The organism is Rhodococcus parequi, assembly GCF_046042785.1.
In the GTDB taxonomy this organism is placed as follows: Bacteria; Actinomycetota; Actinomycetes; order Mycobacteriales; family Mycobacteriaceae; genus Prescottella; species Prescottella parequi.
This window is the reverse complement of sequence record NZ_JBDLNV010000004.1, coordinates 447,895-471,333: the sequence shown is the minus strand read 5'-3', so window position 1 is coordinate 471,333 and position 23,439 is coordinate 447,895. Positions and strand designations below refer to the sequence as shown.

Annotated in this window: 24 protein-coding genes and 1 pseudogene; 11 read left to right on the top strand and 14 right to left on the bottom strand. The window is 69.1% G+C overall.

Translation table 11 applies throughout. From position 1 onward, the window contains the following. Window positions 1-10 precede the first annotated feature (10 nt). The 3 genes and pseudogenes from ABEU20_RS13895 to ABEU20_RS13885 all read right to left on the bottom strand — a co-directional run bounded on the left by ABEU20_RS13895 (window position 11) and on the right by ABEU20_RS13885 (window position 1,954). Entirely contained in the window at window positions 11-439 is a 429-nt protein-coding gene (locus ABEU20_RS13895) for a cupin domain-containing protein (RefSeq protein WP_420164986.1), read from the bottom strand. 94 nt (window positions 440-533) lie between these two features. Further along, window positions 534-1,407: pseudogene (locus ABEU20_RS13890) on the bottom strand (aldo/keto reductase). 40 nt (window positions 1,408-1,447) lie between these two features. Beyond that, window positions 1,448-1,954: a nuclear transport factor 2 family protein gene (locus ABEU20_RS13885; RefSeq protein WP_420164985.1), complete on the bottom strand. Its 507-nt coding sequence runs from the start codon at window positions 1,952-1,954 to the stop codon at window positions 1,448-1,450. A gap of 116 nt (window positions 1,955-2,070) precedes the next feature. On the opposite strand from ABEU20_RS13885, the gene ABEU20_RS13880 reads away from it, so the two are divergent. Next, window positions 2,071-2,880 (top strand): SDR family NAD(P)-dependent oxidoreductase, encoded by an 810-nt coding sequence (locus tag ABEU20_RS13880; protein WP_420164984.1) that lies wholly within the window; start codon window positions 2,071-2,073, stop codon window positions 2,878-2,880. On the opposite strand, the gene ABEU20_RS13875 is transcribed toward ABEU20_RS13880, so the two are convergent. Together ABEU20_RS13875 and ABEU20_RS13870 are read right to left on the bottom strand one after the other, a co-directional pair. Continuing rightward, window positions 2,852-3,505, bottom strand: coding sequence for a cation transporter (locus ABEU20_RS13875; RefSeq protein WP_420164983.1), 654 nt, complete (start codon window positions 3,503-3,505; stop codon window positions 2,852-2,854). The genes ABEU20_RS13880 and ABEU20_RS13875 overlap by 29 nt on opposite strands. Then, window positions 3,505-3,834: an ArsR/SmtB family transcription factor gene (locus ABEU20_RS13870; RefSeq protein ID WP_420164982.1), complete on the bottom strand. Its 330-nt coding sequence runs from the start codon at window positions 3,832-3,834 to the stop codon at window positions 3,505-3,507. Before ABEU20_RS13870 ends, ABEU20_RS13875 begins: the two co-directional genes overlap by 1 nt. 89 nt (window positions 3,835-3,923) lie before the next feature. Between ABEU20_RS13870 and ABEU20_RS13865 the strand changes: the two genes are divergently transcribed. Beyond that, window positions 3,924-4,736: an HAD family hydrolase gene (locus tag ABEU20_RS13865; protein ID WP_420164981.1), complete on the top strand. Its 813-nt coding sequence runs from the start codon at window positions 3,924-3,926 to the stop codon at window positions 4,734-4,736. A gap of 92 nt (window positions 4,737-4,828) precedes the next feature. After that, window positions 4,829-5,470: a ScbR family autoregulator-binding transcription factor gene (locus tag ABEU20_RS13860; RefSeq protein WP_420164980.1), complete on the top strand. Its 642-nt coding sequence runs from the start codon at window positions 4,829-4,831 to the stop codon at window positions 5,468-5,470. 72 nt (window positions 5,471-5,542) lie between these two features. Here ABEU20_RS13860 and ABEU20_RS13855 read toward each other — a convergent pair whose 3' ends face one another. The 5 genes from ABEU20_RS13855 to ABEU20_RS13835 are packed head-to-tail and all read right to left on the bottom strand — an operon-like array spanning window position 5,543 to window position 11,253. After that, window positions 5,543-6,679, bottom strand: coding sequence for an acyl-CoA dehydrogenase family protein (locus ABEU20_RS13855; RefSeq protein WP_420164979.1), 1,137 nt, complete (start codon window positions 6,677-6,679; stop codon window positions 5,543-5,545). After that, window positions 6,676-7,662 (bottom strand): acyl-CoA dehydrogenase family protein, encoded by a 987-nt coding sequence (locus tag ABEU20_RS13850; RefSeq protein ID WP_420164978.1) that lies wholly within the window; start codon window positions 7,660-7,662, stop codon window positions 6,676-6,678. Before ABEU20_RS13850 ends, ABEU20_RS13855 begins: the two co-directional genes overlap by 4 nt. Further along, window positions 7,659-8,798, bottom strand: coding sequence for an acyl-CoA dehydrogenase family protein (locus ABEU20_RS13845; RefSeq protein ID WP_420164977.1), 1,140 nt, complete (start codon window positions 8,796-8,798; stop codon window positions 7,659-7,661). The genes ABEU20_RS13850 and ABEU20_RS13845 overlap by 4 nt, the downstream gene beginning before the upstream one ends. Next, on the bottom strand, window positions 8,798-9,679 hold the full coding sequence (locus ABEU20_RS13840; protein ID WP_420164976.1) for an enoyl-CoA hydratase: 882 nt from the start codon (window positions 9,677-9,679) through the stop codon (window positions 8,798-8,800). The genes ABEU20_RS13845 and ABEU20_RS13840 overlap by 1 nt, the downstream gene beginning before the upstream one ends. Continuing rightward, window positions 9,676-11,253 carry a FadD3 family acyl-CoA ligase gene (locus tag ABEU20_RS13835; protein ID WP_420165134.1) on the bottom strand — a complete coding sequence of 526 codons (1,578 nt, stop codon included), beginning with the start codon at window positions 11,251-11,253 and terminating at the stop codon, window positions 9,676-9,678. Before ABEU20_RS13835 ends, ABEU20_RS13840 begins: the two co-directional genes overlap by 4 nt. A gap of 77 nt (window positions 11,254-11,330) precedes the next feature. On the opposite strand from ABEU20_RS13835, the gene ABEU20_RS13830 reads away from it, so the two are divergent. The 4 genes from ABEU20_RS13830 to ABEU20_RS13815 all read left to right on the top strand — a co-directional run bounded on the left by ABEU20_RS13830 (window position 11,331) and on the right by ABEU20_RS13815 (window position 15,287). Further along, window positions 11,331-12,542, top strand: a complete 1,212-nt coding sequence (locus tag ABEU20_RS13830; RefSeq protein ID WP_420164975.1) for an acyl-CoA dehydrogenase family protein — start codon at window positions 11,331-11,333, stop codon at window positions 12,540-12,542. Then, the gene (locus tag ABEU20_RS13825) at window positions 12,539-13,348 is read left to right on the top strand and encodes an SDR family oxidoreductase (protein ID WP_420164974.1); all 810 of its coding nucleotides are present in this window, start codon (window positions 12,539-12,541) and stop codon (window positions 13,346-13,348) included. Before ABEU20_RS13830 ends, ABEU20_RS13825 begins: the two co-directional genes overlap by 4 nt. Window positions 13,349-13,489: 141 nt before the next feature. Then, window positions 13,490-14,113, top strand: coding sequence for a TetR/AcrR family transcriptional regulator (locus ABEU20_RS13820; protein WP_420164973.1), 624 nt, complete (start codon window positions 13,490-13,492; stop codon window positions 14,111-14,113). A gap of 19 nt (window positions 14,114-14,132) precedes the next feature. Beyond that, window positions 14,133-15,287: an acetyl-CoA C-acetyltransferase gene (locus tag ABEU20_RS13815; protein WP_420164972.1), complete on the top strand. Its 1,155-nt coding sequence runs from the start codon at window positions 14,133-14,135 to the stop codon at window positions 15,285-15,287. 201 nt (window positions 15,288-15,488) lie between these two features. On the opposite strand, the gene ABEU20_RS13810 is transcribed toward ABEU20_RS13815, so the two are convergent. From ABEU20_RS13810 to ABEU20_RS13795, 4 genes are all read right to left on the bottom strand, one after another. After that, window positions 15,489-16,403 carry a bile acid:sodium symporter family protein gene (locus tag ABEU20_RS13810; RefSeq protein ID WP_420164971.1) on the bottom strand — a complete coding sequence of 305 codons (915 nt, stop codon included), beginning with the start codon at window positions 16,401-16,403 and terminating at the stop codon, window positions 15,489-15,491. Window positions 16,404-16,461: 58 nt separating this feature from the next. Continuing rightward, on the bottom strand, window positions 16,462-17,214 hold the full coding sequence (locus ABEU20_RS13805; RefSeq protein WP_420164970.1) for a class I SAM-dependent methyltransferase: 753 nt from the start codon (window positions 17,212-17,214) through the stop codon (window positions 16,462-16,464). Window positions 17,215-17,314: 100 nt separating this feature from the next. Beyond that, window positions 17,315-18,412: an alpha/beta fold hydrolase gene (locus tag ABEU20_RS13800; RefSeq protein WP_420164969.1), complete on the bottom strand. Its 1,098-nt coding sequence runs from the start codon at window positions 18,410-18,412 to the stop codon at window positions 17,315-17,317. Between the two features lie 80 nt (window positions 18,413-18,492). Beyond that, a complete protein-coding gene (locus ABEU20_RS13795; protein ID WP_420164968.1) occupies window positions 18,493-19,899 on the bottom strand; it encodes a cytochrome P450 in 1,407 nt (468 codons plus the stop codon). A gap of 104 nt (window positions 19,900-20,003) precedes the next feature. On the opposite strand from ABEU20_RS13795, the gene ABEU20_RS13790 reads away from it, so the two are divergent. The 4 genes from ABEU20_RS13790 to ABEU20_RS13775 all read left to right on the top strand — a co-directional run bounded on the left by ABEU20_RS13790 (window position 20,004) and on the right by ABEU20_RS13775 (window position 23,430). Then, window positions 20,004-20,291, top strand: a complete 288-nt coding sequence (locus ABEU20_RS13790; RefSeq protein WP_420164967.1) for a DUF2277 domain-containing protein — start codon at window positions 20,004-20,006, stop codon at window positions 20,289-20,291. Between the two features lie 300 nt (window positions 20,292-20,591). Then, window positions 20,592-21,779 carry a hypothetical protein gene (locus ABEU20_RS13785; protein ID WP_420164966.1) on the top strand — a complete coding sequence of 396 codons (1,188 nt, stop codon included), beginning with the start codon at window positions 20,592-20,594 and terminating at the stop codon, window positions 21,777-21,779. A gap of 53 nt (window positions 21,780-21,832) precedes the next feature. Beyond that, window positions 21,833-22,654 carry a hypothetical protein gene (locus ABEU20_RS13780; RefSeq protein WP_420164965.1) on the top strand — a complete coding sequence of 274 codons (822 nt, stop codon included), beginning with the start codon at window positions 21,833-21,835 and terminating at the stop codon, window positions 22,652-22,654. After that, window positions 22,651-23,430 carry a hypothetical protein gene (locus ABEU20_RS13775; RefSeq protein ID WP_420164964.1) on the top strand — a complete coding sequence of 260 codons (780 nt, stop codon included), beginning with the start codon at window positions 22,651-22,653 and terminating at the stop codon, window positions 23,428-23,430. Before ABEU20_RS13780 ends, ABEU20_RS13775 begins: the two co-directional genes overlap by 4 nt. The last annotated feature ends 9 nt before the right edge of the window (window positions 23,431-23,439 follow it).

The following is a 23,439-nucleotide window of genomic DNA, read 5'->3' as shown; positions in this document are numbered from 1 at the left end:
CGACGGGTGACTACGCGCAGGCAGGGGCGGGCGCGTCCTCCGACATCGGCTTACCCGTCGGAAGTACGTAGAGCACGTGCAGGACCATCGGCGCCGGACCGAGGTTGCGGCCCATGTGGACGTAGTCGTGCCCGCTCGGTTCGACGATGGTGCCACCGGCGTTGTAGATGCCGTCGGTGGAACAGTCGGACTTGTAGTGCGTCAGTGTGCCCGCGGTGACGAGGCCGTACAGCATGCCGTCGTGGAAGTGCCAGCCCGTGGTGCCGCCCGGTGCGATCGTGATCTTGCGGAGGATGTAGTCCTTGTCGCCCACGGTGGTCTGCGCGATGATCTCGCCGGTGACGCCCTCGCTCGGGGTGGCCGCGGCGACCCCCGGCGTCAGGCCTAGCGCCGCCGCGGCGCAGGTGGCGGCGAGGGCGAAGCGGTGCCGAGCGCGCATGTCTGGTCCTTCCCGAACCGGTCTGGGTGCGGGACCATCGTGCGGGAAGCGGCCGGGAGCCGCGGCGTTTTCGCGAATCTCCCGGCGCATCGCCCTAGTCCGGCGCGCCCAGGTTCATCTCGTCCGGATGGAACCCGACCCGCACGCCGTCGTCGAGTGTCGCGATGTCGGCGAGGTCCCGATCGGTCAGTTCGAAGTCGAACACGTCGATGTTCTGCGCGATGCGGTTGTCGTGCACCGACTTCGGAATCACGATCAGGCCGTTCTGCAGGTGCCACCGGATGAGGACCTGGGCGGGGGACTTGCCGTGGCGCTCGCCGACGCGGGCGACGACGGGGTCGGCGAGCAGGGTGTTGGGCTTGGACGCGTCGCCCCAGCCGGAGTTGCTGGTGCCGCCGAGCGGGCTCCACGATTCGACGGCGATGCCGTGCAGGGCCGCGAAGTCGCGGATGGCCTGCTGCGGGAGATGGGGGTGCAGTTCCACCTGGTCGACGGCCGGGAGCAGGCCGCCTCGGTCGACCAGTTCCTGGAGGTGGTGCGGTTCGAAATTGCACACACCCACCGCCTTGGCGCGGCCCGATTCGGCGATCTTCTCCATCGCGTCCCACGTCCGCAGGCGTGTCCGGATCTTGCAGTGGCCAGTGCACCAGGTAGAGATCGACGTAGTCGAGGCCGAGGCGGGACAGGCTCGTGTCGAACGCCGCGAGGGTGGATTCGTAACCTTGATCGGAGTTCCAGAGCTTGGTGGTGACGAAGATGTCCTCACGCGGCACCGCGGAACCGGAGACGCCGCGTCCGACACCCTCCTCGTTGCCGTACGCGGCGGCGGTGTCGATGTGCCGGTAGCCGACGTCGTCGAGCGCGAAGCGGACGGCGTGCTCGGTCTCGTCGTTGGTGGCCTGCCACACGCCCAGTCCGAGTTGGGGGATGACTGTTCCGGAATTCAGGGTGATCTCGGGAGTGGTCATGGGTCCAGGCTAGGAGCGTTCCGGGCCCGCCGCAGGGAAGTCAGGCGCCCTTCGCCGGCGGCTGCGACCACATGTGCGAGAGGAACTCGAAACTCGGGACGTCGTCGAGCGAGACCATCGACTCGTAGATTCGCTCGTACGACGTCCGGGTGATCCGCCAGCGGCCGTCGTCGTCACGGCGATAGCTGTCCCGGTAGTACCCGGCGCCGCGAATCAGGCATCGTGCCTCGGACACGATGACGGTGTCCTCGAACGCCCAGGTGCCCTCCGCGGTGGACCCGGTGACGGTGATCTCCGGGTGATGGGCGAAGTGCACCGAGGTGACCGCGGGAGTAAGCGCCTTGCGCATGAAACCGACCAGCGCGTCCCGGCTTTCGAACACCAGCGGACGGCTCAGTGCGTGCGTCCCGTACTCGGCGACGATGTCGTGCGCGAGGGCGTCGGCGAAGTCGTCCCAGCGCTTGAGATCGAGCGACCGGAAGTACCGGTACTTGAGCTGACGGAGGTCCTCCAGCGCGTCGAGTTCCTCGAGGGAGCGGGCTGTCATTCGCGGAGCATCACACAGTGGCCTCTCCGCTCGGACCGATTCCACGGAATTCGTTCGGGCACCGAGAATCCCGGTCGGTGAGAAGCGGAGCCCGCTCGGGACTCCGGACTGCCACGATGGGAGCACTGTCGGAGCGGACGGAGGACACGATGGACCTCGGGGTGGAGCAGTTCGGGCTGAGCGGTCGCACGGCCCTGGTGACGGGCGCGGGCCGGGGTGTCGGCGCGGGCATCGCGCACGTCCTCGCCGCCGCGGGAGCCACCGTGGCGGTCAACGATCTCCATGCCGCACGAGCGGATTCGGTGGTCGACGCGATCACCGGCGCCGGCGGAGCGGCGGTGGCGTGCCCGTTCGACGTCACGGACGGCGACGGCACCGCGGAGGCGCTCGCCCGAGTGGCCGACCTGGTGGGCGACGTCGACATCCTCGTCCACAACGCGGGCATCCCCGACGGCGGCGGAAGGCCGAACCGGTTCGTCGACATGCCCTCGTCGGACTGGCAGCTGCAGATCGACCTCAACCTCGCCGCGATGATGCGCATGGTGCAGTCGGTGCTGCCCCGTCAGATCGAGAACGGCTGGGGTCGCATCGTCCAGATCTCGTCGGGAGCATCGTCCCAGGGGCTGCCGATCGGCGTCGGGGCGTACGGCGCTGCGAAGGCGGGCTCGGAGGGGCTGATCCGACACCTCGGTGTGGAATGCGGACCGCACGGCGTCACCGCCAACGCGTTGGCACTGGGGCTGATGGAGGGGCTGGGGCGCGCCGACGATCCCGCCGTGCAGAAGATGATTCGCGGCATTCCGATCGGCCGGCTCGGTACCGGAGCAGACGTCGGTGCGGCGATCCTGTGGCTGTGCAGCGAGGCCGGTGGCCTGGTGAACGCTCAGGTGATCCACCTCAACGGTGGCACTGTGTTCGGTCGCTGACCGGGCCCGCGCAGCACGAGTCGCCCTTCCATGCCTCCACACCCTCACGTACCGCGATCGCCGCGATGACGAGGGCGGCGATCGGATCGGCCCACGCCCACCCGAACGCGCTGTTGAGCAAGAGCCCGACGAGGAGCACACCGGACAGGTAGGTGCACAACAGTGTCTGCTTCGAATCCGCGACCGCGGAGAGCGATCCCAGTTCGTGTCCCGTCCGTCGCTGTGCCCACGACAGCACCGGCATGATCGCCAGGCTGGCCGCGGCCAGGACGATGCCGATCGCCGAGTGCCGGGCCTCGTCGACGCCGAACAGCGACCGCAGCGAATCGACGGTGACGTAGGCAGCCAGGCCGAAGAACGAGAACGCGATGATGCGCAGCGCCGTCCGCTCCCGCGCCTCGGGGTCACGTCCGGCGAACTGCCACGCGACGGCCGCGGCCGACGACACCTCGATCACCGAGTCGAGGCCGAACCCGATGAGCGCCGTCGACGACACCCGCGCGCCCTCGGTCAATGCGACCGCCGCCTCGATCACGTTGTAGCTGATGGTGGCGGCGACGAGCCAGCGGATGCGCCGCGTCAGCACCACCCGCCGATCGGGTGGGATCGCGACATCGGACGCCATCAGCAGCAGCCCTCGTCGGCGGCAGCCGGGCAGCACGCCGGGTCGACCGCCAGCACCAGTCCCAGCAGGTCTCCGAGCGCGTGCCCGATCCGCAGGTCGGCGAGTTCGTATCGGCTGCGCCGGCCCTCCGGCACCGCCACGACCAGTCCGCAACCGCGAAGACAGGCAAGGTGATTCGAGATCGTCTGCCGGGAGACGCCGATGGCGTCCGCGAGATCGGACGGGTAGCCGGGGGCCGTCCGCAGGCTCAACAGAATCTGCGCCCGGGTCGGGTCGGAGAGTGCGTAGCCGAAGCGGGACAGGGCGTCGCGGTGCACCAGGATCTCCATGCCGTGACAGTACATCCAATTCTGTATTCAGAAAATGGTGTATCGAATGCGCCGGCCGCACGTCATCCGGCGCCTGGGATCATCGACAGGTGACGCGAATCAGACTGGTGGCCTCCGATCTCGACGGCACCCTGCTGCGCTCCGACCGGACGGTGTCGCCGCGCACCGCGCGGGCGATGGCGGCCGCGCGGGATGCCGGCATCGAGGTGGTGTGGGCGACGGCGCGGGCCCGGCACTCGGTGGACAGCCTGGCCCGGTCGTGCGGATTCCGCGGCGAGGCAATCTGCGCCAACGGGGCCGTCACCCTGGACCTCGCGGACGGCACGCCCGAGATCACCGGCACCGTCTCGATCGAGGTCGCCGAGGCGCTCGCGGCGATGGAACGCGTCCGCACGCTCGTGCCCGGCGTGGTGTTCGCCAACGTAGGGCCGACGACGTTCGTGGCCGAACCCGAGTACGCGGCCCTGTGTGACTACGCCGACCACCACCGGACACTCGACGAGATGATCCTCGAGGAGCGGCTGCCGCGGACGGGGGAGCAGATGGTCAAGATCGTCGCCCGACATCCCGAGATGCCCAGCCACGAGCTGTACCGGCTCGCGGTCGCGGCCGGGGTGGACGGCGTCGAGCTGACCCACTCCGGTGCGCCGTACGTCGAGATGGCGGCGACGGGGGTCTCGAAGGCCAGCGCACTCGCGCGGCTGTGCGCAGCGAGGGACGTTGCGGTCGACGAGGTGGCGGTGATCGGCGACGCCGTCAACGACATCCCGATGCTGATGTGGGCCGGCACCGCGCTGTGTCCGGAGAACGCGATCCCTGAGGTCCGCGCGCTCGCCCACCGGGTGCTGCCGTCGAACGACGAGGACGGTGTCGCGCAGTATCTCGAGGAACTCGCGGCCTAGGTGGGATTTTGTTGCGGAATTACTCTGGTCCGATCTGCCGCCGTCGGCAATGATGCATTGTCGGTGTAGGTGAGACGAAGGGTGCTGGCGAAATGCTCAAGCAGGAACGGGCGGTGATCACGCGGCAGCAGATCGTCAACGGTGCCGCCGAGATGTTCGATCGCGTCGGATACGAGCGGGCCAGCCTCGCCGAGATCGTCGAGTTGTCCGGAATCACCAAGGGCGCGCTGTACTTCCACTTCAAGTCCAAGGACGAGCTCGCGAGCGTCGTCATCGACGAGCAGCATGCCATCTCGATGAAAGCCGTCGAGGCCATCACGTCGTCGGGCGAACCGGGCCTCGATCAGCTGGCGATGCTCTGCTACGAGATGGGCCGGCAGATGGTCGAGGACTCGATCGTGCGGGCCGGTATCCGGCTGACCCTGGAGATGAGCGCGGAAGGGGGACCGCGGAAGCCGTACGCGGACTGGATCGATGCCTGCGAGCTGGTGGTGCGCGCCGGCATCGACGAGGGCGACGTCGTCGACACGGTCGTGCCGGAGGAGTTGGGCCGCTTCATCGTCGGCGCCTTCACCGGCGTGCAACTGGTCTCGAACGTGCTCACCGGCCGTGAGGACCTGTACGAGCGGATCGACCAGATGCTGTCGTTCCTGTTACCGGGGATCATGGCGCCGCGACGCCGCCACAAGATCGACCGGATCCGGGACGCTCGCTGGACTCCGTCCGCGGGCTGACATACCCCGGATACGCCGAGGGCCGGCCCGGAGATCTTCCGGGCCGGCCCTCGGCGATCTGAGGGGAGGAGATCAGGCGGGCAGACCCGCGAGCGTCTCCATCTCCTTGAAGAACTCTTCCGGCTGGCCGAGCAGCTGCGCGCTGCCGTGGGCCCGCTTGAAGAACAGGTGCGCGTCGTGCTCCCACGTGATCGCGATGCCGCCGTGCAGCTGGATCGAGTCCCCGGTGACCGCGAGCAGTGCCTCGGAGCAGTACGCCTTCGCGACCGCGGCGTCGGCTGCGGCCGTCGGCAGGCCCTCACTGAGCGAGTACACCGCCGCGTACGACGCGGACCGGGCCGTCTCCACCAGGAAGTACAGGTCCGCCATGCGGTGCTTGAGCGCCTGGAAGCTGCCGATCGCGCGACCGAACTGGACGCGGTCCTTGCTGTAGTCCACCGTCATCTGCAGGCAGCGCTCGGCGGCGCCGACCTGTTCGGCCGACAGCGCGACGATCGCGACGGTGCGGACCTTCTCGAGCGCCGCGGTGGCGTCGTCGGCAGTGAGCCGCACGGCCGGGGCGGACGCGAACTCCACCAACGACATCGGACGGGTCAGGTCCATCGTCGGCAGCTGGCGGCGGGCGACGCCGTCGGCGGACGGGTCGACCTCGAACAGCGCGATCGCGCCGTCTGTGCCTTCCACGGACGCGGCCACGATCAGCACGTCGGCGTGCGCGCCGTCGAGCACGTAGTGGGCGGTGCCCGAGACGGTGTAGCCGTCGGCGTCGTTGCCGGCGGCAGTGCACGCCACGTCGTCACTGCGCCAGTGGCCCTCGGGGCCAACCCAGCACAGCGCGGCGATGGACGAACCCTCGGCGATGCCGGGCAGCAGGCGCTCGCACGCCTCCGCGTTGCCGGTCGCCAGGATCGCCTGCGCGGCCAGGACCGCGGAACCGAACATCGGCGACGGCGTCAGCGCAGCGCCGAGCTCCTCGAGCACCAGATGCTGCTCGACGAGCGTGGCACCGAAGCCGCCGAATTCCTCCGGGATCGCGAGCGCCGCGACACCGACCTGCTGGCACAGCACGTCCCACAGGCCGCGGTCGAACGCTTCTCCCGACTCGAGCGTCTTGCGCAGCGCGGCCGCGTCGGCGCGCTTGGCCAGCAGCTGGGCAACCGTCTTGCGGAGTTCGATCTGCTCCTCCGCGAACACTCCGACCCCGCTCACAGCGCGCTCGCAATCCGTGCGCGGTGTGCGGAGGCAGTGCCCCACGCGGACTGCAGCGCCCGCGTCTTGGTCAGCCACAGCGACAGGTCGCACTCGAGGGTGTAACCGATCGCGCCGTGCACCTGCAGCGCCTTGCGCGACGCCACGTACGCCGCGTTCGCGGCCGCGACCTTGGCGGCCGACACGTCGCGGGCGATGGTGTCGGAGCCCTCGGCGATGGAGATCGCCGCACCGTACACCAGCGGGGTCGCCATCTCGACGGCGACGAGGGCGTCGGACATGTGGTGCTTGACGGCCTGGAAGCTGCCGATCACGCGACCGAACTGCGAACGGTTCTTGGCGTACTCGGTGGCGGTCTCGATCATCGCGTGGCCGGCGCCGATCAGCTGCGCCGATGCGGCCAACACCGCGAGGTCGTAGGACTTCTCCGCGGCGGCGGCGACGTCCGCGCCCTGCGCCAGCGTCTCGACCGACTCGACCTCGAACAGGCGGCGGGCCGGGTCGACCGACTCGAGCTGCGTGGTCGGGCGGACCAGCTCGAGGGTGTCACCCGAGACCCGCAGGACCGGCTCGGCGACATCGGCGTCGAGGGCACGCGGGGTGGACGGCTCGAGCACCAGCGACGCGAGGGTGCCCTCGGCGATCGCGGGCAGGAAGCGCTTGGCCAGCTGCTGGTCGTTCAGCGCGGACAGCAGGGCGGGAACGGCCGCGGCCGTCTCCACGAGCGGGCCGGGAACCGCGGCGCGGCCCAGTTCGATGAATGCGACGGCCAGGTCGGCGGGATGGGCGCCGATGCCGTCGAACTCCTCCGGCACCGCGAGTGCGGTCACGCCGGTCTCGGCCAGCTGCTGCAGCAGGGCCAGACCCGGGGCGGTGTCGTTCTCACCCCACGACCGGACGACGGCCGGGGTGTTGGCGTTGGCGAGCAGGCCGCGGAGGCTTCCGGCGAAATCGCGCTGCTCGGTGGACAGGGAGAATTTCATCGATCCGCCTTCGGGAGTCCGAGCATCCGCTCGGCAACGATGTTGCGCTGAATTTCGTTGGTGCCGGCGTAGATCGGCCCGGACAGCGAGAACAGGTACCCGTCCTGCCACTTGCCGGCGAGTTCGCCGTCGGCGCCCATGAGGTCGAGCGCCGTCTCGTGGATGCGGACGTCGAGCTCGGACCAGAAGATCTTGTTGATCGAGCCCTCGACGCCGAGGGGGACGCCCTCCAGCATGCGGGTGACGGTGCCCCACGTGTGCAGACGGTAGGCCTCGGCACCGATCCACGCGTCGACGACACGGTCACGGGCCGCGGTGTCGGTCTCGTCCGCGTTCGACTTCCACACCTCGATCAGGCGGTTGACCGCGGAGATGAAGCGGCCCGGGCTGCGCAGCGACAGGCCACGCTCGTTGGAGGCGGTGCTCATCGCGACGCGCCAGCCGTTGTTGACCTCGCCGACGACGTCGGCGTCGGGGACGAAGACGTCCTCGAAGAAGATCTCCGCGAAGCCGGGCTCGCCGTCCAGCTGCGGGATCGCCCGGACGGTGACGCCGTCCTGGTTCAGCGGGAACATGAAGTACGTCAGGCCCTTGTGGCGCTGCGCCTCCGGGTCGGTGCGGAACATGCCGAAGCCCCAGTCCGCGTACACCGCGCGCGAGCTCCACGTCTTCTGCCCGTTGAGGATCCAGCCGCCCTCGGTGCGGCGAGCCGTCGACCGGATGCCCGCGAGGTCGCTGCCGGCCTCCGGCTCGGACCACGCCTGCGCCCAGATGACGTCGGCTCGGGACATGCTCGGCATGATGCGCGCGAGCTGCTCCTCGGTGCCGTGCTCGAACAGCGTCGGCGCGAACAGGAAAATGCCGTTCTGGCTGACGCGTCCGGGGGCACCGGCCTTGTAGTACTCCTCCTCGAAGAGGACCCACTCGATCATCGACGCGTCGCGGCCGCCGAACTCCTCGGGCCACGAGACGGTCGACAGGCGTGCGTCGGCGAGCTTGTGCTCCCACTCGCGGTGGGCCTCGAAGCCCTCCGCGGTGTCCATCGACGGCAGCGGCTCCGCCGGGACGTTGGCAGCGAGCCATTCGCGCACTTCCAGCTGGAAGGCGCGGGCCTTTTCATCCAGTTCGAGATCCACTATTTCGCCTTCGCTTTCATACTGTTGACGTCCATTCCACCCAGCGAGTCCCTGCCCACCTCGGCGTTGTGCGCGTGGGCAAAGTGGTGCAGGCCGAACACCGAATCCATACCGGCGCGCTGACCCATGAGGTCCTCGCACTGGTTGACAGCCTTCTTGGTGAGCGCCAGGCCGAACCGCGGCATCTCCGCGACGCGGGCGGCCAGCGCGAGGGTCTCGGTCTCGAGCTCGGCGCGGGGCACCACCCGGTTGACCATGCCCACCTCGTACGCGCGCTGCGCGGAGAAGCGGTCGCCCGTGAAGAGGATCTCCTTCGCGAACCGCGATCCCAGCACCCAAGGGTGCGCGAAATACTCGACGCCCGGAACGCCCATGCGCACAACGGGATCCGAGAAGTACGCGTCGTCCGACGCGACGATCAGGTCGCAGCACCACGCGAGCATGAGGCCACCGGCGATGCAGGCGCCGTGGATCTGCGCGATCATCGGCTTGGGGATCTCCCGCCACCGACGGCACATGCCCAGGTACACCTCGGTCTCGCGGGCGAAACGCTGGTCACCGCCGGCCTTGCCGAGGTGGTCCCACCACAGTGCGGCCTTGTTCTCGTAGTGCACGTGGTGATCGCGGCCGGGCGTGCCGATGTCGTGGCCGGCGCTGAAGTGCTCGCCGTTGCCGGCCAGCACGATCACCTTCACGTCGTCGTCCTCGACGGCACGCTCGAACGCGGCGTCGAGGGCGTACGTCATCACCGAGTTCTGGGCATTGCGGTAGTCGGGACGGTTCAGCGTCACGAACGCGACGTGGTCCCGCACCTCGTAGGTGACGACGTCCCCCTCGTCGGGAAGGTCGCCCCGACCGGAATCGCTGTGGGGGACGGTCATGCCTTGCCCTCCCGCAGGTCGTTCTTGAGCACCTTGCCCGACGGGTTGCGCGGCAGGGCGCCGACGATCGCCACCTCGCGCGGGATCTTGAAGTTGGCCAGCCGCTCCTTGCAGAACGCGATGACCTCGTCCTCGGTCACGGCGACGCCCGGCTTCGGCACGACGTACGCGCGGCCGACCTCGCCCATGCGCTCGTCCGGGATGCCGATGACGGCGGCCTCGGCGAGGGAATCCATGCGGGCGAGGGCGTTCTCGATCTCCGCGGGGTACACGTTGAACCCGCCGGAGATGTACATGTCCTTGAGGCGGTCGGTGATGTCGAGGTAGCCGCGCTCGTCGAGCACACCCACGTCGCCGGTGTGCAGCCAGCCGTCGGCGTCGATCGTCTTCTTCGTCGACTCGGGGTCGTCGAGGTAGCCGAGCATGACGTTCTCGCCGCGCACCAGGATCTCACCGTGCTCGCCGATCCGGACCTCCATGCCGGGGATCGCGCGGCCGGACGATGTCGCGACCGTCACCGGGTCGTCGTCCGTGCGGCACATCGTCACCACGACCGCCTCGGTCTGGCCGTAGGCGGTGATGACGGCGTCGTAGCCGAGTTCTGCCTGCATGCGCTCGACGAGGACGACCGGGATCGCGGCCGCGCCGGTGATCGCGACGCGCAGGCTCGACAGGTCGTAGTCGTCTCGGGTCGGGAAGTCGAGGATCGTCTGGTGGATGGTCGGGGCACCCGGCAGCACGCTGATCTTCTCGTTCGCGATCGTCGCCATGATGGTGGGGACGTCGAAGACCGCCGCCGGGACCATCGTGGCGCCGCGCAGAATGCACACCATGAGTCCGGCCTTGTAGCCGAAGGTGTGGAAGAACGGGTTGATCACCAGGTAGCGGTCGTTCTGGTCGACCTCGGCGCAGTCGGCCCACGCGTCGGCGATCCCGACGGTCTGACGATGGGCGGTCATGACGCCCTTGCTCTTTCCGGTGGTGCCGGAGGTGAACAGGATGTCGGCGACATCGTCGGGGGAAACGGCGCGGGCACGAGCATCAGCGTCGTCGGCCGATACCGGCTCGGCCGCGGCCGCGAGCTGATCCCACTCGAGGATCTCGCCGCCGGGGAACTCGGTGGTGGGGGCGCCGGCGGCGGGGTCGTCCGAGGGCGTGCGCAGCACGAGCTTGAGCGTCGGGATGCCGGCGGGTCCGGCGGCATCGAGGACAGCCGCGAGGCGATCGTTCTTCAGGAAACGATCCGGCACGACGAGGACCTTGGCCTGGGTGCGCTCGAGCAGGTCCAGGGCCTCGTGGCCGGTGTAGCGGGTGCTGATCGGTACCAGCGTGGCGCCGGCGTACTGCGCGGCGAGGAACGCCTCGATCCAGTGATGGGTGTTGGGCGCCCAGACCGCAACGCGGTCGCCTGCTTCGACGCCCTTGGCCATCAGTGCGCGGGCCGCGAGACGCACGCGCTCCAGAAGTTCGGTGTAAGTGGTGCGGTCGGATCCGTCCGCTACAGCCTCGTTCGATCCGAATTGCTCAGCGGCGCGCCACAGCGCGGCCGGGGTCGTCCGGGGCTCGGTGGTCACATTCGTGCTCACAATCTCTCCTAAGGCGAGGCGGAACCTCTATACAAAGCAAGTGCTTGGTAGGGTACCGTATCGCTGTGGACGTTAGCCAGGGTATTGAGACCAGCGAGCAGACAGCTGCTGACGAGGCCTTTGCGCGGGAAATTCGCGAATGGCTCGAAGAGAACCTCTCCGGGAAATTTGCCGAGCTGAAGGGCTTGGGCGGGCCGGGACGTGAACACGAGGCGTTCGAGGAACGCCTCGAGTGGGACCGTCACCTGGCTGCCGCCGGCTGGACCTGCCTCGGCTGGCCGAAGGAGTACGGCGGACGCGAGGCGACGCTGAACCAGCAGATCATCTTCCATCAGGAGTACGCACGCGCCGACGCGCCTGCGCGCGTGAGTCACATCGGTGAGGAGCTGCTCGGCCCGACGCTCATCGCGTTCGGCACCGAGGAGCAGAAGCAGCGCTTCCTGCCGGGCATCAAGACCGTCACCGAGTTGTGGTGCCAGGGCTACTCCGAGCCGGGCGCCGGCTCCGACCTCGCGAACGTCTCGACCACCGCGCGCCTCGACGGCGACCAGTGGGTCGTCAACGGCCAGAAGGTCTGGACGTCGCTCGCGCACCTGGCCGACTGGTGCTTCGTCGTCGCGCGTACCGAGCCCGGCTCGTCGCGGCACAAGGGCTTGTCGTACCTGTTGGTTCCCATGAACCAGGAAGGTGTCGAGGTCCGCCCGATCATCCAGCTCACCGGCACCTCCGAGTTCAACGAGGTGTTCTTCGACAACGCCCGCACCGACGCGGACCTGGTCGTCGGCGGCGAGGGCAACGGCTGGGGCACCGCGATGGGCACGCTCACGTTCGAGCGTGGCGTCTCGACCCTCGGTCAGCAGATCGGTTTCGCCCGTGAGCTCGAGTCGATCGTCGAACTGGCCGAGCGCAACGGCGCGGCCGAGGATCCGGCGATCCGCAACAAGATCTCCCGTGCCTGGATGAGCCTGCAGGTCATCCGCGCTCACGCGCTGCGCACGCTCGCGAGCGTCGACGCCAGCGCCAACGGCGGCGAGGCGTCGGTCGCGAAGCTGCTGTGGGCCAACTGGCACCGCGGTCTCGGCGAACTCGCCATGGAGGTCCAGGGTGCGGCCTCGCTGGTCGGCGTCGAGAACACCGAGCCGGGCGAGGAGCTGAACGACCTGCAGCGCCTGTGGCTGTTCACGCGCGCCGACACCATCTACGGCGGATCCAACGAGATCCAGCGCAACATCATCGCCGAGCGCGTGCTCGGCCTTCCCCGAGAGGCACGCCCGTGACCGCCACCATCAAGTCCCCGCTCTCCGTCGCTCCCGAAGAGGTTGCGGGCCACGATCTGCTCAAGGGCAAGAAGGTCGTCGTGACCGCCGCGGCCGGCACCGGCATCGGCTTCTCGACCGCGCGTCGTGCGCTGCTCGAGGGTGCCGACGTCCTGGTCTCGGACTTCCACGAGCGTCGTCTCGGTGAGACCGTCGAGAAGCTGTCGGCCGAGTTCGGTAGCCAGCAGGTCGAGTCGTTCGTGTGCGACGTCTCGAGCACCGAGCAGGTCGACGCGCTGATCGCGGGTGCCGCCGAGCAGCTGGGCCGCATCGACGTCCTGGTCAACAACGCCGGCCTGGGCGGCGAGACCCCGATCGTCGACATGACCGACGAGCAGTGGGACCGCGTCGTCGACATCACGCTGACCAGCACCTTCCGCGCCACCCGCGCCGCGATGCGCTACTTCAAGGACGCCCCGCACGGCGGCGTGATCGTCAACAACGCGTCGGTCCTGGGCTGGCGCGCGCAGCACTCGCAGTCGCACTACGCGGCGGCCAAGGCCGGCGTCATGGCGCTCACCCGCTGCTCCGCGATCGAGGCCGCCGAGTTCGGTGTCCGCATCAACGCGGTGTCGCCGTCCATCGCCAAGCACCCGTTCCTGGCAAAGGTCACCAGCGACGAGCTGCTCGACAGCCTGGCGTCGCGTGAGGCCTACGGCCGCGCCGCCGAGGTGTGGGAGATCGCGTCGGTCATCGCGATGCTCGCGAGCGACTACACCACCTACATGACCGGCGAGATCGTCTCGGTCTCCAGCCAGCGCGCGTAGGTAGCCGACCGTGTCCGTGACCGAATGTCACATCGGTGCAGTTCGACTGAACCGGTGAGACATTCGGCCGCGCCGCGGAAGTGCCCACTGGGCGAAACGCGCCGGTACCCTAGCAATCGCTTGGTTGGTAGGATGTCCGGCATGACTCCACCCCGAGACGCCGACGAGTCTTCGAACAAGTCCGGGCGTCGCGCCGAGCTCCTCGAACTCGCTGCGGGCCTGTTCGCCGAACGTGGTCTCCGGGCCACCACCGTGCGCGACATCGCGGACGCGGCGGGCATCCTGTCCGGCAGCCTCTACCACCACTTCGACTCCAAGGAGTCGATGGTCGACGAGATCCTGCGCGGCTTCCAGGACGACCTGTTCGGCCGCTACCGCGAGATCGTCGCCGCCGGCATGGGCTCCCGGGAGACGTTCGAGGCACTCGTGATCGCGTCGTTCGAAGCCATCGACGCCTCGCACAGCGCGGTCGCGATCTATCAGGACGAGGTCAAGCACCTCGCGTCCAACGAGCGGTTCGCCTACCTCGCCGAGCGTAACCAGGAGTTCCGCGACCTGTGGGTCGGGGTGCTCGAGGCCGGTGTCGCCGACGGCAGCTTCCGTCAGGACCTCGACGTCGAGATCGTCTTCCGTTTCATGCGCGACACGGTCTGGGTGGCCGTGCGCTGGTACCGGCCGGGTGGCCCGATGACCGCCGAGGCCGTCGCCAAGCAGTACCTCTCCATCGTTCTGGACGGGCTCGCCAGCCCCGACTCCCACAAGTAATCCGAATCCAGGAGCTGTTATGCCCGAGGTTTACATCGTCGACGCGATTCGCACCGCGATCGGTAAGAAGAACGGCAGCCTGGCGCCCGTTCACCCGATCGACCTGGGCGCGCACGTCATCAAGGCTGTCGTGGATCGCACCGGCATCGACCCGGCCGACGTCGACGACGTCATCTTCGGCTGTGTCGACGCCATCGGTGGCCAGGCCGGCAACATCGCGCGCCTGTCGTGGCTGGCCGCGGGCCTGCCGCAGCACGTGCCCGGCGTGACCGTCGATCGTCAGTGCGGCTCGAGCCAGCAGGCCATCCAGTTCGGTGCGCAGGCCATCCTGGCCGGCACCGCCGACCTGATCGTCGCCGGCGGCGTCCAGAACATGAGCCAGATCCCGATCTCGGCCGCCATGATCGTCGGTGACCGGTACGGCTTCAGCACCCCCACCGCCGAGTCCAAGGGCTGGACCGAGCGCTACGGCAACGAGGAGGTGTCGCAGTTCCGCGGCGCCGAGATGATCGCCGACAAGTGGGACATCAGCCGCGAGGACCTCGAGAAGTGGGCTCTGCAGAGCCACGAGCGCGCCAAGGCCGCGATCGCCGAGGGGCGCTTCGAGAACGAGATCGTCGCGTTCGACGAGTTCAAGACCGACGAGGGCCCGCGTGAGACCAGCCTCGAGAAGATGGCGAGCCTCAACGTCCTCGTCGAGGGTGGCCGCCTGACCGCCGCCGTCGCCAGCCAGATCTCCGACGGTGCCAGCGCGCTGCTGCTCGCGTCGGAGGAGGCCGTGCAGAAGTACAACCTGAAGCCCCGCGCGCGTATCCATCACATGAGCGCCCGCGGCGACGACCCGATCTTCATGCTGAGCGCGCCGATCCCGGCCACCCAGCACGCGCTGGAGAAGACGGGCCTGACCCTCGACGACATCGACCTGATCGAGATCAACGAGGCCTTCGCACCCGTCGTGCTCGCGTGGATCAAGGAGCTGGGCGCCGACCCGGCAAAGGTCAACGTCAACGGTGGCGCGATTGCCCTGGGCCACCCGCTCGGCGCGACCGGCACCAAGCTGATGGCGACGCTGCTCAACGAGCTCGAGCGCACGAACGGCCGCTACGGCCTGCTCACCATCTGCGAGGGCGGCGGCACCGCCAACGTCACGATCATCGAGCGCATCCAGGACTAGTCCGACCAGTCCTCACCGCTCACGAATGCCCTCCCGGTTCGGAATCGAACCGGGAGGGCATTCGGTGTTCGGGGGCTCGTCACAACTGCCGAGCTCGGTGTCCCCACCCCCCGCGTTTTGCGCACTTATCGCGCCCCGCCGGGCGTCGGAGGCGCGATAAGTGCGCAAAACGCGAATCGGGGAGGGCGGGGGAGGGCTGCGTCAGCTGCTTTCGGAGGCGCGCTCGGACCGGTCCTGGGCGGGGTCGCCGGACGGCGCGGGCTCCGGGCCTCGACTGATCAGCCAGCCGACGGCGGCCGCGAGCGGGAACATCACGACGCCGTAGACGGCGCCGGGGATGGCGATGTCCACGCTGTCGAGGACGCTGATCGAGATCGCGATCGCCAGGGTGCTGTTGTGGACGCCGATCTCCATCGAGCACGCGATGGACTGTCGCTTGCCGGCGCCGAGGAGCTTCGGAATCCAGTAGCCGACACCGAGACTCGCAAGACAGAACAGGGTGGTGATCAGCCCGACGTCTGCGAGGTAGTTGCCCACGTTCTCGTTCTCCGCGGCGATGGTGCCGACGATGACGAGCACCAGCACGACGGCCGACGCGATCCGCACCGGCTTGTCCATGCGGTGCGCGAAGTCCGCCCAACGGGCGCGGACGAACATGCCGATCGCCACCGGGATGAGCACGATCGCGAATACCTGCAGAACCTTGCCGAACTGCAGACCCATCGACGTTCCGGTGTCGGGCTCGAAGTAGCCGAGCGCGAAGTTGGTGACGATGGGGAGTGTGACGACGGCGATCACCGAGTTGACCGCCGTCAGTGTGATGTTGAGGGCGACGTCGCCACGGTAGAGGTGGCTGAAGAGATTCGCGGTCGTGCCGCCGGGCGAGGCGGCGAGGACCATCATGCCCACCGCGAGCAGCGCGGGCAGGTCGAACAGCAACACCAGTCCGAACGCGATCGCCGGCAGGATCAGTAGCTGACACGCGAGCGCGATCGTGACGACGCGGGGATGCCTTGCGACACGGGCGAAGTCGGCGGTCGTCAGGGACAGTCCGAGACCGAACATGATGATCGCGAGCGCGGCCGGCAGGGCCACGGTAGCCAGGGGAGAGTCCATGTCGGTCGCCGTTTCTCGTGTGCGGGGTGTGACGCGCACAGTAGCGGCGCTGGTGGGATCAGGTGTGCGGAATGTCTGAATGTGAAGAGCCCGAGATGTTCTCGGATGTCGTCGATCGCGCTTTGCGGGCGACACCGGCGATCTGGGTGTTGACCGGAAGGAAGGGGGAGCGCAGCCGGTAGGCGTCGACGGCCGTCTCGGCGAATCCGGCGCTCTCGATGACTGCCTGCAGATCTCGCTCGCAGGAACAACCTTCGAAGGTCCATTTCCACGGGCGGCGAGCGGCCCGCTGCAGGCCGCGGAGCGGCGAGCCCTCCGGTGCGGCGACGTGTTCCAGGAAGGCGTACCGACCACCGGGTCGCAGGATGCGGTGGACCTCGGCGAGCACGGCATCGGGGTCGGTCACGGTGCAGAGCACGAGAGAGGAGATCGCGGCGTCCACCGACTCGTCGGGCAGATCGAGTTGTTCGGCGACGGTGGTGTGCAGTTCGAGATCGATTCGGGCGCGCGCGGCTCGTGCGCGTAAACGGTCGTGCATCGCCGGGTTCGGTTCGACGGCGATCAGCCGTGTGCCGGGGCGGAGATAGCGCAGGTTGGCGCCCACTCCGGGGCCCAGCTCGACGACGGTGGCCGGAAGGGTGCCGAAGCGGGATTGTTTCTGTGGCCGCAGCAGGTGATCGAGGTACCGGTCGAGCGCGGTGAAGAAGTGCGCGTTGAACGGCCCGCGAAGTGGATGGAATCGAAAGGCTGCAGGTGTGATCTGTGTGGCTTCCTCGGTCTGGAAGGGCAACACGTCGTGACTGGCATTCATCGCCGGGACTCCTATCGGGGGTTTGCGGTCGGTCGAAGTGGCTACAAGCCTGCGCGGAGCGGCGCGGCGGGGATAGGCGGGAACTACCCCTGCCGGTACCTCAATCCGGTACCTCGACGTCGCCGAACGGGCCGGATGAGATGCGTCGGGCCCACCAGGCGGCGACCTGCGCGCGCGACGTGACGCCGAGTCGGAGCCGGATGCGTTCGACGTGTCCTTCGGCGGAGCGCTCCTCGATGCCCAGCTGCTGCGCGATCTGCCGATTGGTCCAGCCCTCGGCGACGAGCGCCGCCACCTGCAGCTGCCGCGCGGTCAGCTCACCCGGGGACGGTACTGTCGGCTGCGACGACAGCGTGGTGGGGCCGTCGCTGAGGAACTCCAGGATCGCGCGGACGACCGCCGACGCGTCGCCGACATACGGAAAATGGCTGTTGCCGGGCAACGAAACCAGGCGCGCGTCGGGAATCCGCGCAGCCAGTTCCCGTCCCGCGCGGTAGGGCATCGCCCGGTCACCGCGCCTGTGGACCACCAGCGTCGGGGCGACGACCCGGGCGAGCAGATCGGTCACGTCGGTGTCGTAGCACTGAGCGAGCAGGTCGGCGGCGAGTTCGGGTGACGCCGCCTCCCGCTGCAGACGGGCGAAGAGGGCCTTGGTCGCCGCGTTGCCGTCCGGCAGGAAGACGTCGGACAACAGCTCCGATCCCAGTCCCCAGTGAGCGCGCACCAAGCCCAGCATGGCGGTGCGGACCTCCGCCGCCGCGATCTGCGAACCGTCGGCGTACCCGCCGTACAGGACCAGCCGACCCACCCGGTGCGGGGACCGTGCCGCGAAAGCGACCGACGCCGGAGCGCCCAGAGAGATCCCGAGCAGATCGACGGTCTCGAGGCCCAGGTGATCGGCGAGCGCCTCGAGTATCGCCAGGTCGGTGTCCAGGCCCCGTGTCCCCGGGGCGGGGTCGGACAGCCCGCAGCCGGGACGGTCGTACTGCACGACCGTTCGAACCGCGGACAGGGGAGTGAAGAAGGCGCGGTAGCCCGGGTCCTGCCACAGCAGTTCCAGATGGCTGATCCACGCCGCCGGCACCAGCAGGGCCTTCCCCTGCCCGGTGCAGGCATAGGCGATCCGCGTGCCGGTCGGTGCCGTGCAGAAGCGGACCGGCCGGCGTGCGGGTACCTCTCGCGAGGACGGTGGGCCCATGTGGGGCCTCCCAGCCGTTGACGTCTACGCCACCACCATCATGCCCGAGGAAAGGCCGGTCTCGCGTGCGGTGGTGTCGTTCATCCGTGGTGATGCCGGCGCAGGGACAGCCTGAAGTCGACCGGCATCAGCGTCAGCCGCTCCTGGATGCGCAGCTGGTAGTCCGGGTCCGCCGAGAAGTTGTAGCGGCGGAGGATCGTACCGAGCACGAGCACCGCCTCGTGGATCGCGAATTGTCTGCCGATGCAGGCTCGTTCACCCGTCCCGAACGGTTTGTAGATGTGCGGGGCCCGGCCGCGGACCCGCTCGGGGGCGAAGCGCTCCGGGTCGAACCGTTCGGGATCGGGGCCCCATGCCGGGTCGCGGTGCAGCGACGGGATGAGGACCAGCACCCACTCGCCGGCCCGCATCGGATATCGGCCCGCGAGCACGGTGTCCTCCCGTGCCTCGCGCGCGTACGCGGGTGCCGTCGGCCACAGTCGCAGTGTCTCGTCCAGTACGCGCCGGACGTAGCGCAGTTTCGCCACCTGCTCGAAGGCCGGCGCCTCGTCGCCCCACACTGCATCGACCTCTGCACGCGCCCGTGCCAGCACCTCGGGGTTGCGGGCGAGGTAATAGAGCGCGAACGACAGTGCACCCGAAGTGGTTTCGTGACCGGCGACGAGAAAGGTGACGACCTGGTTGCGAATGTTCACCTCGTCGAGGCGATTCGGGTCGTCCTCGCGGGCGGCACGCAGCATGATCTCGAGCAGGTCCTCGGGGCCGGAATCGATCGCGTCGCGGCGCTGCCGGATCACCTCGTCCACCACCTGCGCCAGGTAGGCGGTGTCCAGTGCGTTCTGTCGATCGGACTTGCGGTACAGCAACTTCGAGGCCAGCGGCACGTTGCGGAACGTGCGCCGCTGGGCGTGGGTGAGTGCGCGGACCATCGCCTCGACGAACGGGTCCGGCCGCTCCCGGCGGAACGAGTCGAACGAATAGCTGAACCCGGCGCGTCCGATGGTCTCGAGCGTCAGCTTGGTCATGTCGGACGACACATCCACCGGCGCCCCGCCGATGCGGGCGTCCCAATGCTCGGTGAGTTCACCGGCCACCGCCACCATGATGTCGTGGTACGAGCGCATCGCCGCCTGTGTGAAGGCCGGTCGCAGTAGGTTGTGTGCCCGGGCCCAGTTGGGCTCCTCGTTGTAGGCGGTGAACAGGCCGTCGCCGCCGATGCCGCGCAACTCGGCGATCCCGGGAGCGACGTTCTTGGCGAAGCGGGACTCGTCCGACAGTTCCGCGACCATGTCCGCGCCCGACACGAAGACGAACCTGTGTCCCAGCGCCTTGCGCTCGAAAATCGGGCCCAGTTGCCGCTCGAGCCGCATCGAGTCCTGAACCGGGGTGTGCAGCGAGACGCCCAGGACGTCGCCGAGCAACGGAAGGCGCCGCGGTGGATGAGGAACGGGTGTGGTGGCGGTACTCGAGTTCTCTACGACGCGCATCGTTCCCCCGCGGTGCCGGTCCGGTGTGTGGTACCGAAAGTACGCCCTATGTTCGCCGTCCGACACCCTTTCGGGGGCGCCCGCACGGGATTACCGTTCGAGGCATGTGCCGAAACATCACCGAGTTGCGTGGGCTCGAGCCGGCCGCCACGGCCGAGGAGATCGAGGCCGCCGCTCGCCAGTACGTCCGCAAGGTCAGCGGCGTCCACAAGGTGTCCGACGCCAACCGTGACGCCTTCGAGAAGGCCGTCGAACAGGTCACGGCGACCACGATGGACCTGCTCGCCGCCCTGCCGCCGCGTCGGCAGCCGCCCAGGACGGTCCCGCCACTGCGTCGGCCCGAGGTGCGTGCGCGAATTGCCGCGGCAGAGGAGGCCGCGGCCGGCTGCTGACCGCAGGGGCGTGCGGCATCGGTCGGACGCTGCTGCTAATCTGCGTCGGAGCAGCACCGACCGGGGGGAACCGGATCGGCGGGGGACGTTTTCGTGATGGGGGCGGCAGGTTGCCGAGGGGGATGAGCGGGCATTCGCGTGCGCGCGTTCGAGCCGTGTCGGGCCGTGCTGCCCGGACATCGTCGGCATTCCAGGCATTCCAGACCGAGACATCGGCGTTCACCGCCTCCGCGTGCCAGCGGTCGCTGCGGCACTGAACAACGCGACGTCTCAGTCTCGAATCATCAAGGGGGATCTTCGATGGGTAAGCACCGCAAGAGCCGGGTCAGCACGATCGCACGGATGGCGCTCGTCCCGTCCGCCGCGGCTGCGGTCGTCGTGGCGGCATCGGGCGCGGCGACCGCGGCGCCGAATCAGCTGCCCCCGCAGGGTGGTGTGACGACGGCACCCCCGACCCAGGGCGGCGGCGCCGACGCGCCTCGGACTCAAGGTGGGGTCACCTCCACGCCCACCACCCAGGGCGGCGTGACGGTGGCACCGGCGCAGCCCGAACCCGTGTACTGGGTGGCGCCGCCGGCGCAGTACGAGAACATCGAGTACCAGCCGCTGGAGAACTACGACTACGGCACCAACACCTACAACGCGCCCGACGACTACTACGTCGCGCCCCTCCGGGTCGAGGAACTGCACCTGCCCACGTACGTCGAGCCGACGGCGCCCATCATCGCGCCGCGCGAGACCCTGCGACTGGGCACTTATCATGTGGCGCAGCCCAACTGGATCACCGACGGTGACCTCGCGCGCACCAACAACACCTCCGCCGTGATCGAGGCCGAGGTGTCGACGTTCTGGCGGTCGCTGGGCGTCGAGACCACCCGCGCGAATCGCCTCGCGGCGGCGCAGTTGGGAATGGGTGCGGCGGGTGCGATCGGGACGGCCGTTACCTGGGGTATTCCGGCGGCATTGGTCGGCGGTGGTATCGGTGGATACGTCACTGCCGTCAACCCTCCGGCGTTGGTCAGCGGCATCGGCTGGGTGCCGGGCGGTGTGTTCGGGACCGCGGTCGGGGCGGCGATCGGTGGAATTCCGGCCGCTCTCGCCGGCGCCGTGGTCGGAGGCGCTGCTGGTGTCCAGGCCGGAACCGCGTTCGGCGCGGGCGACCTCGGCGAGCCGCAGGAGTTCCCTGCCGAGGTTCGCAGCTTCTTCAACGACGTCGACCAGCCCGCGGTCACCACGCAGACGCAGGACATCCTCGCGCAGTGGGCGACCAACCCTGTCGGTGGGGTCGCCGCGTCTGCGGTCCGGGACGTCGTGGCCGCGGCGCCTGGAATCGACCGTCAGGCACGTGATTTCGTCGGTGCGCAGCCCGGTGGCGAGCAGTTGCTCGGGCAGATCGACGCCGGGCTCACCGCGTTCGTCCAGGAGTCGTCCCTCGGCGTCGCCGCGAACATGATCGGCGAGGCCGTCGGGGCCGGCGTCCAGGTTTGACCCACCGGTGGGGCGGGCGCGATCCCGCCCCACTCGCGCACTGCGGAGGAGAAATGGCGACCGACAACCGGAACGGACCCGCGCTGTTCCCGGACGTGACGGAGCAGTACGAATCGGAGCCGTCGGCCGAAAGTGCTGTCGCGCCGCCGGTTCCGATCGCTGCCGACCCCAACGAGCTTGTCCCCGAGGTCCGGACCCTCGAAGGGCCGGCCCCGGAGGAACGGGCCCCGGGACGGGCGTCGGAGGAACCGGCTTCGGACTTCGAACACCGTCCCACCTGGCTCGCCGAACCGCAGGTCGAACCGGAGCTTGCGCAGCGCGCGCGTCGGTCGCGCAGACCGGTGGTCGTCGCGGCAGCGGCGGCTTCGCTGCTGGCGGTCGTGGGGGCGGTGACCGCAGTGGTCGTGACGGCCGGCGGCCGCGAGACCGCCGGATCGGCCGTGCCGGTGGCCGGGTCATCGACGGCGGCGCTGGCGCAGGACACCGCCGCCGTGGCACCGGGAACCTCGACGGCCTGGTGCGCCGACGCGGTGAGCGAGGGCCGGAGCGTCGGCAGCGGACCGGGAACCGTCGACAACGGTCCCGGTGCGATCCGCGCCTTCGACCACGCGTACTACGCCGAACGGGACGGCGCCCGGGTCGCGTCGCTGATGGTCACACCCAATCCGGTTCCGGAGATCCAGAAATGGATCGACGACGTTCCGGTCGGCACCGAACACTGCGTCACCATTGCGTCCACTCCGGACCCGAACGCATACGAGGTCGACCTACGGCTGCGAATGCCCGACGGCACCGACGGCACCATCCGGCAGCGCATCACCGTCGCGGCGTCACCCGCCGGGTTCAAGGTCGCGACGGTGGAGGATCTGCGATGAACAACGTGGTGTCGCTGCGCCGTGCGCCGAAAGTGCCCGAGCCCGAGCAGGTGTCGGCCGTGGTCGTCGCAGGATCCGGCGGCGCCGCGACCACCACCACCGCGTTCGGCCTCGCCACGGCTCTGCGGTTGGGTACCGGCAGGGAGGTCTCGGCCGTCGACGCCACCAGCGACGGCGGCAACCTGCTCTCCCGCACCGGGTTCGAGGCGGTCGATGCGTCCCGTTCGATCCGTCAGTTCGCGGCGTACATGGCGCTGACGTCGGCCGGTGTCGTCGTGGTCGGCAACGGCGGCGGCCAGCCCAGCGACCCTGCCATCGTCGACGAACTCCTCGCGGCCCGGCACAGCGCCCGGATCCACGACGTCGGGACCGCGCTGCGCTCGCCACGATTGGCGCCGCTGCTGCGTTCGGGTGCCGCGTTGGTGGTGGTAGCGCCCGCCCGGTCCGAACCGCTCAGCCGGATGCGCGACGCCCTCACCTGGGTGATGGCCACCTACGGTGCCGATGTGCTCGGACGAACCATCGTCGTCGTCTCGCACCAGATGCCGGACGCCCCGGTTGATCTGGGGCCGATCCGGTCGGCGCTCACGCCGCGCATCGCCGGGTTCGTGGAGGTGCCGTTCGACGCGGCCCTCGCACAGCCCGGCGTACTCGACCACCGCCGTCTCGCACCGGCCACCCTCGACGCCTGGACCGACGCCCTCGACGTTCTCGGTGGGCTGCTCGTCCGCGGCGCCCCGTCGGCGTCGGGCGAATCGAGCAGCGAACTCGCCTGAGACGGAAGA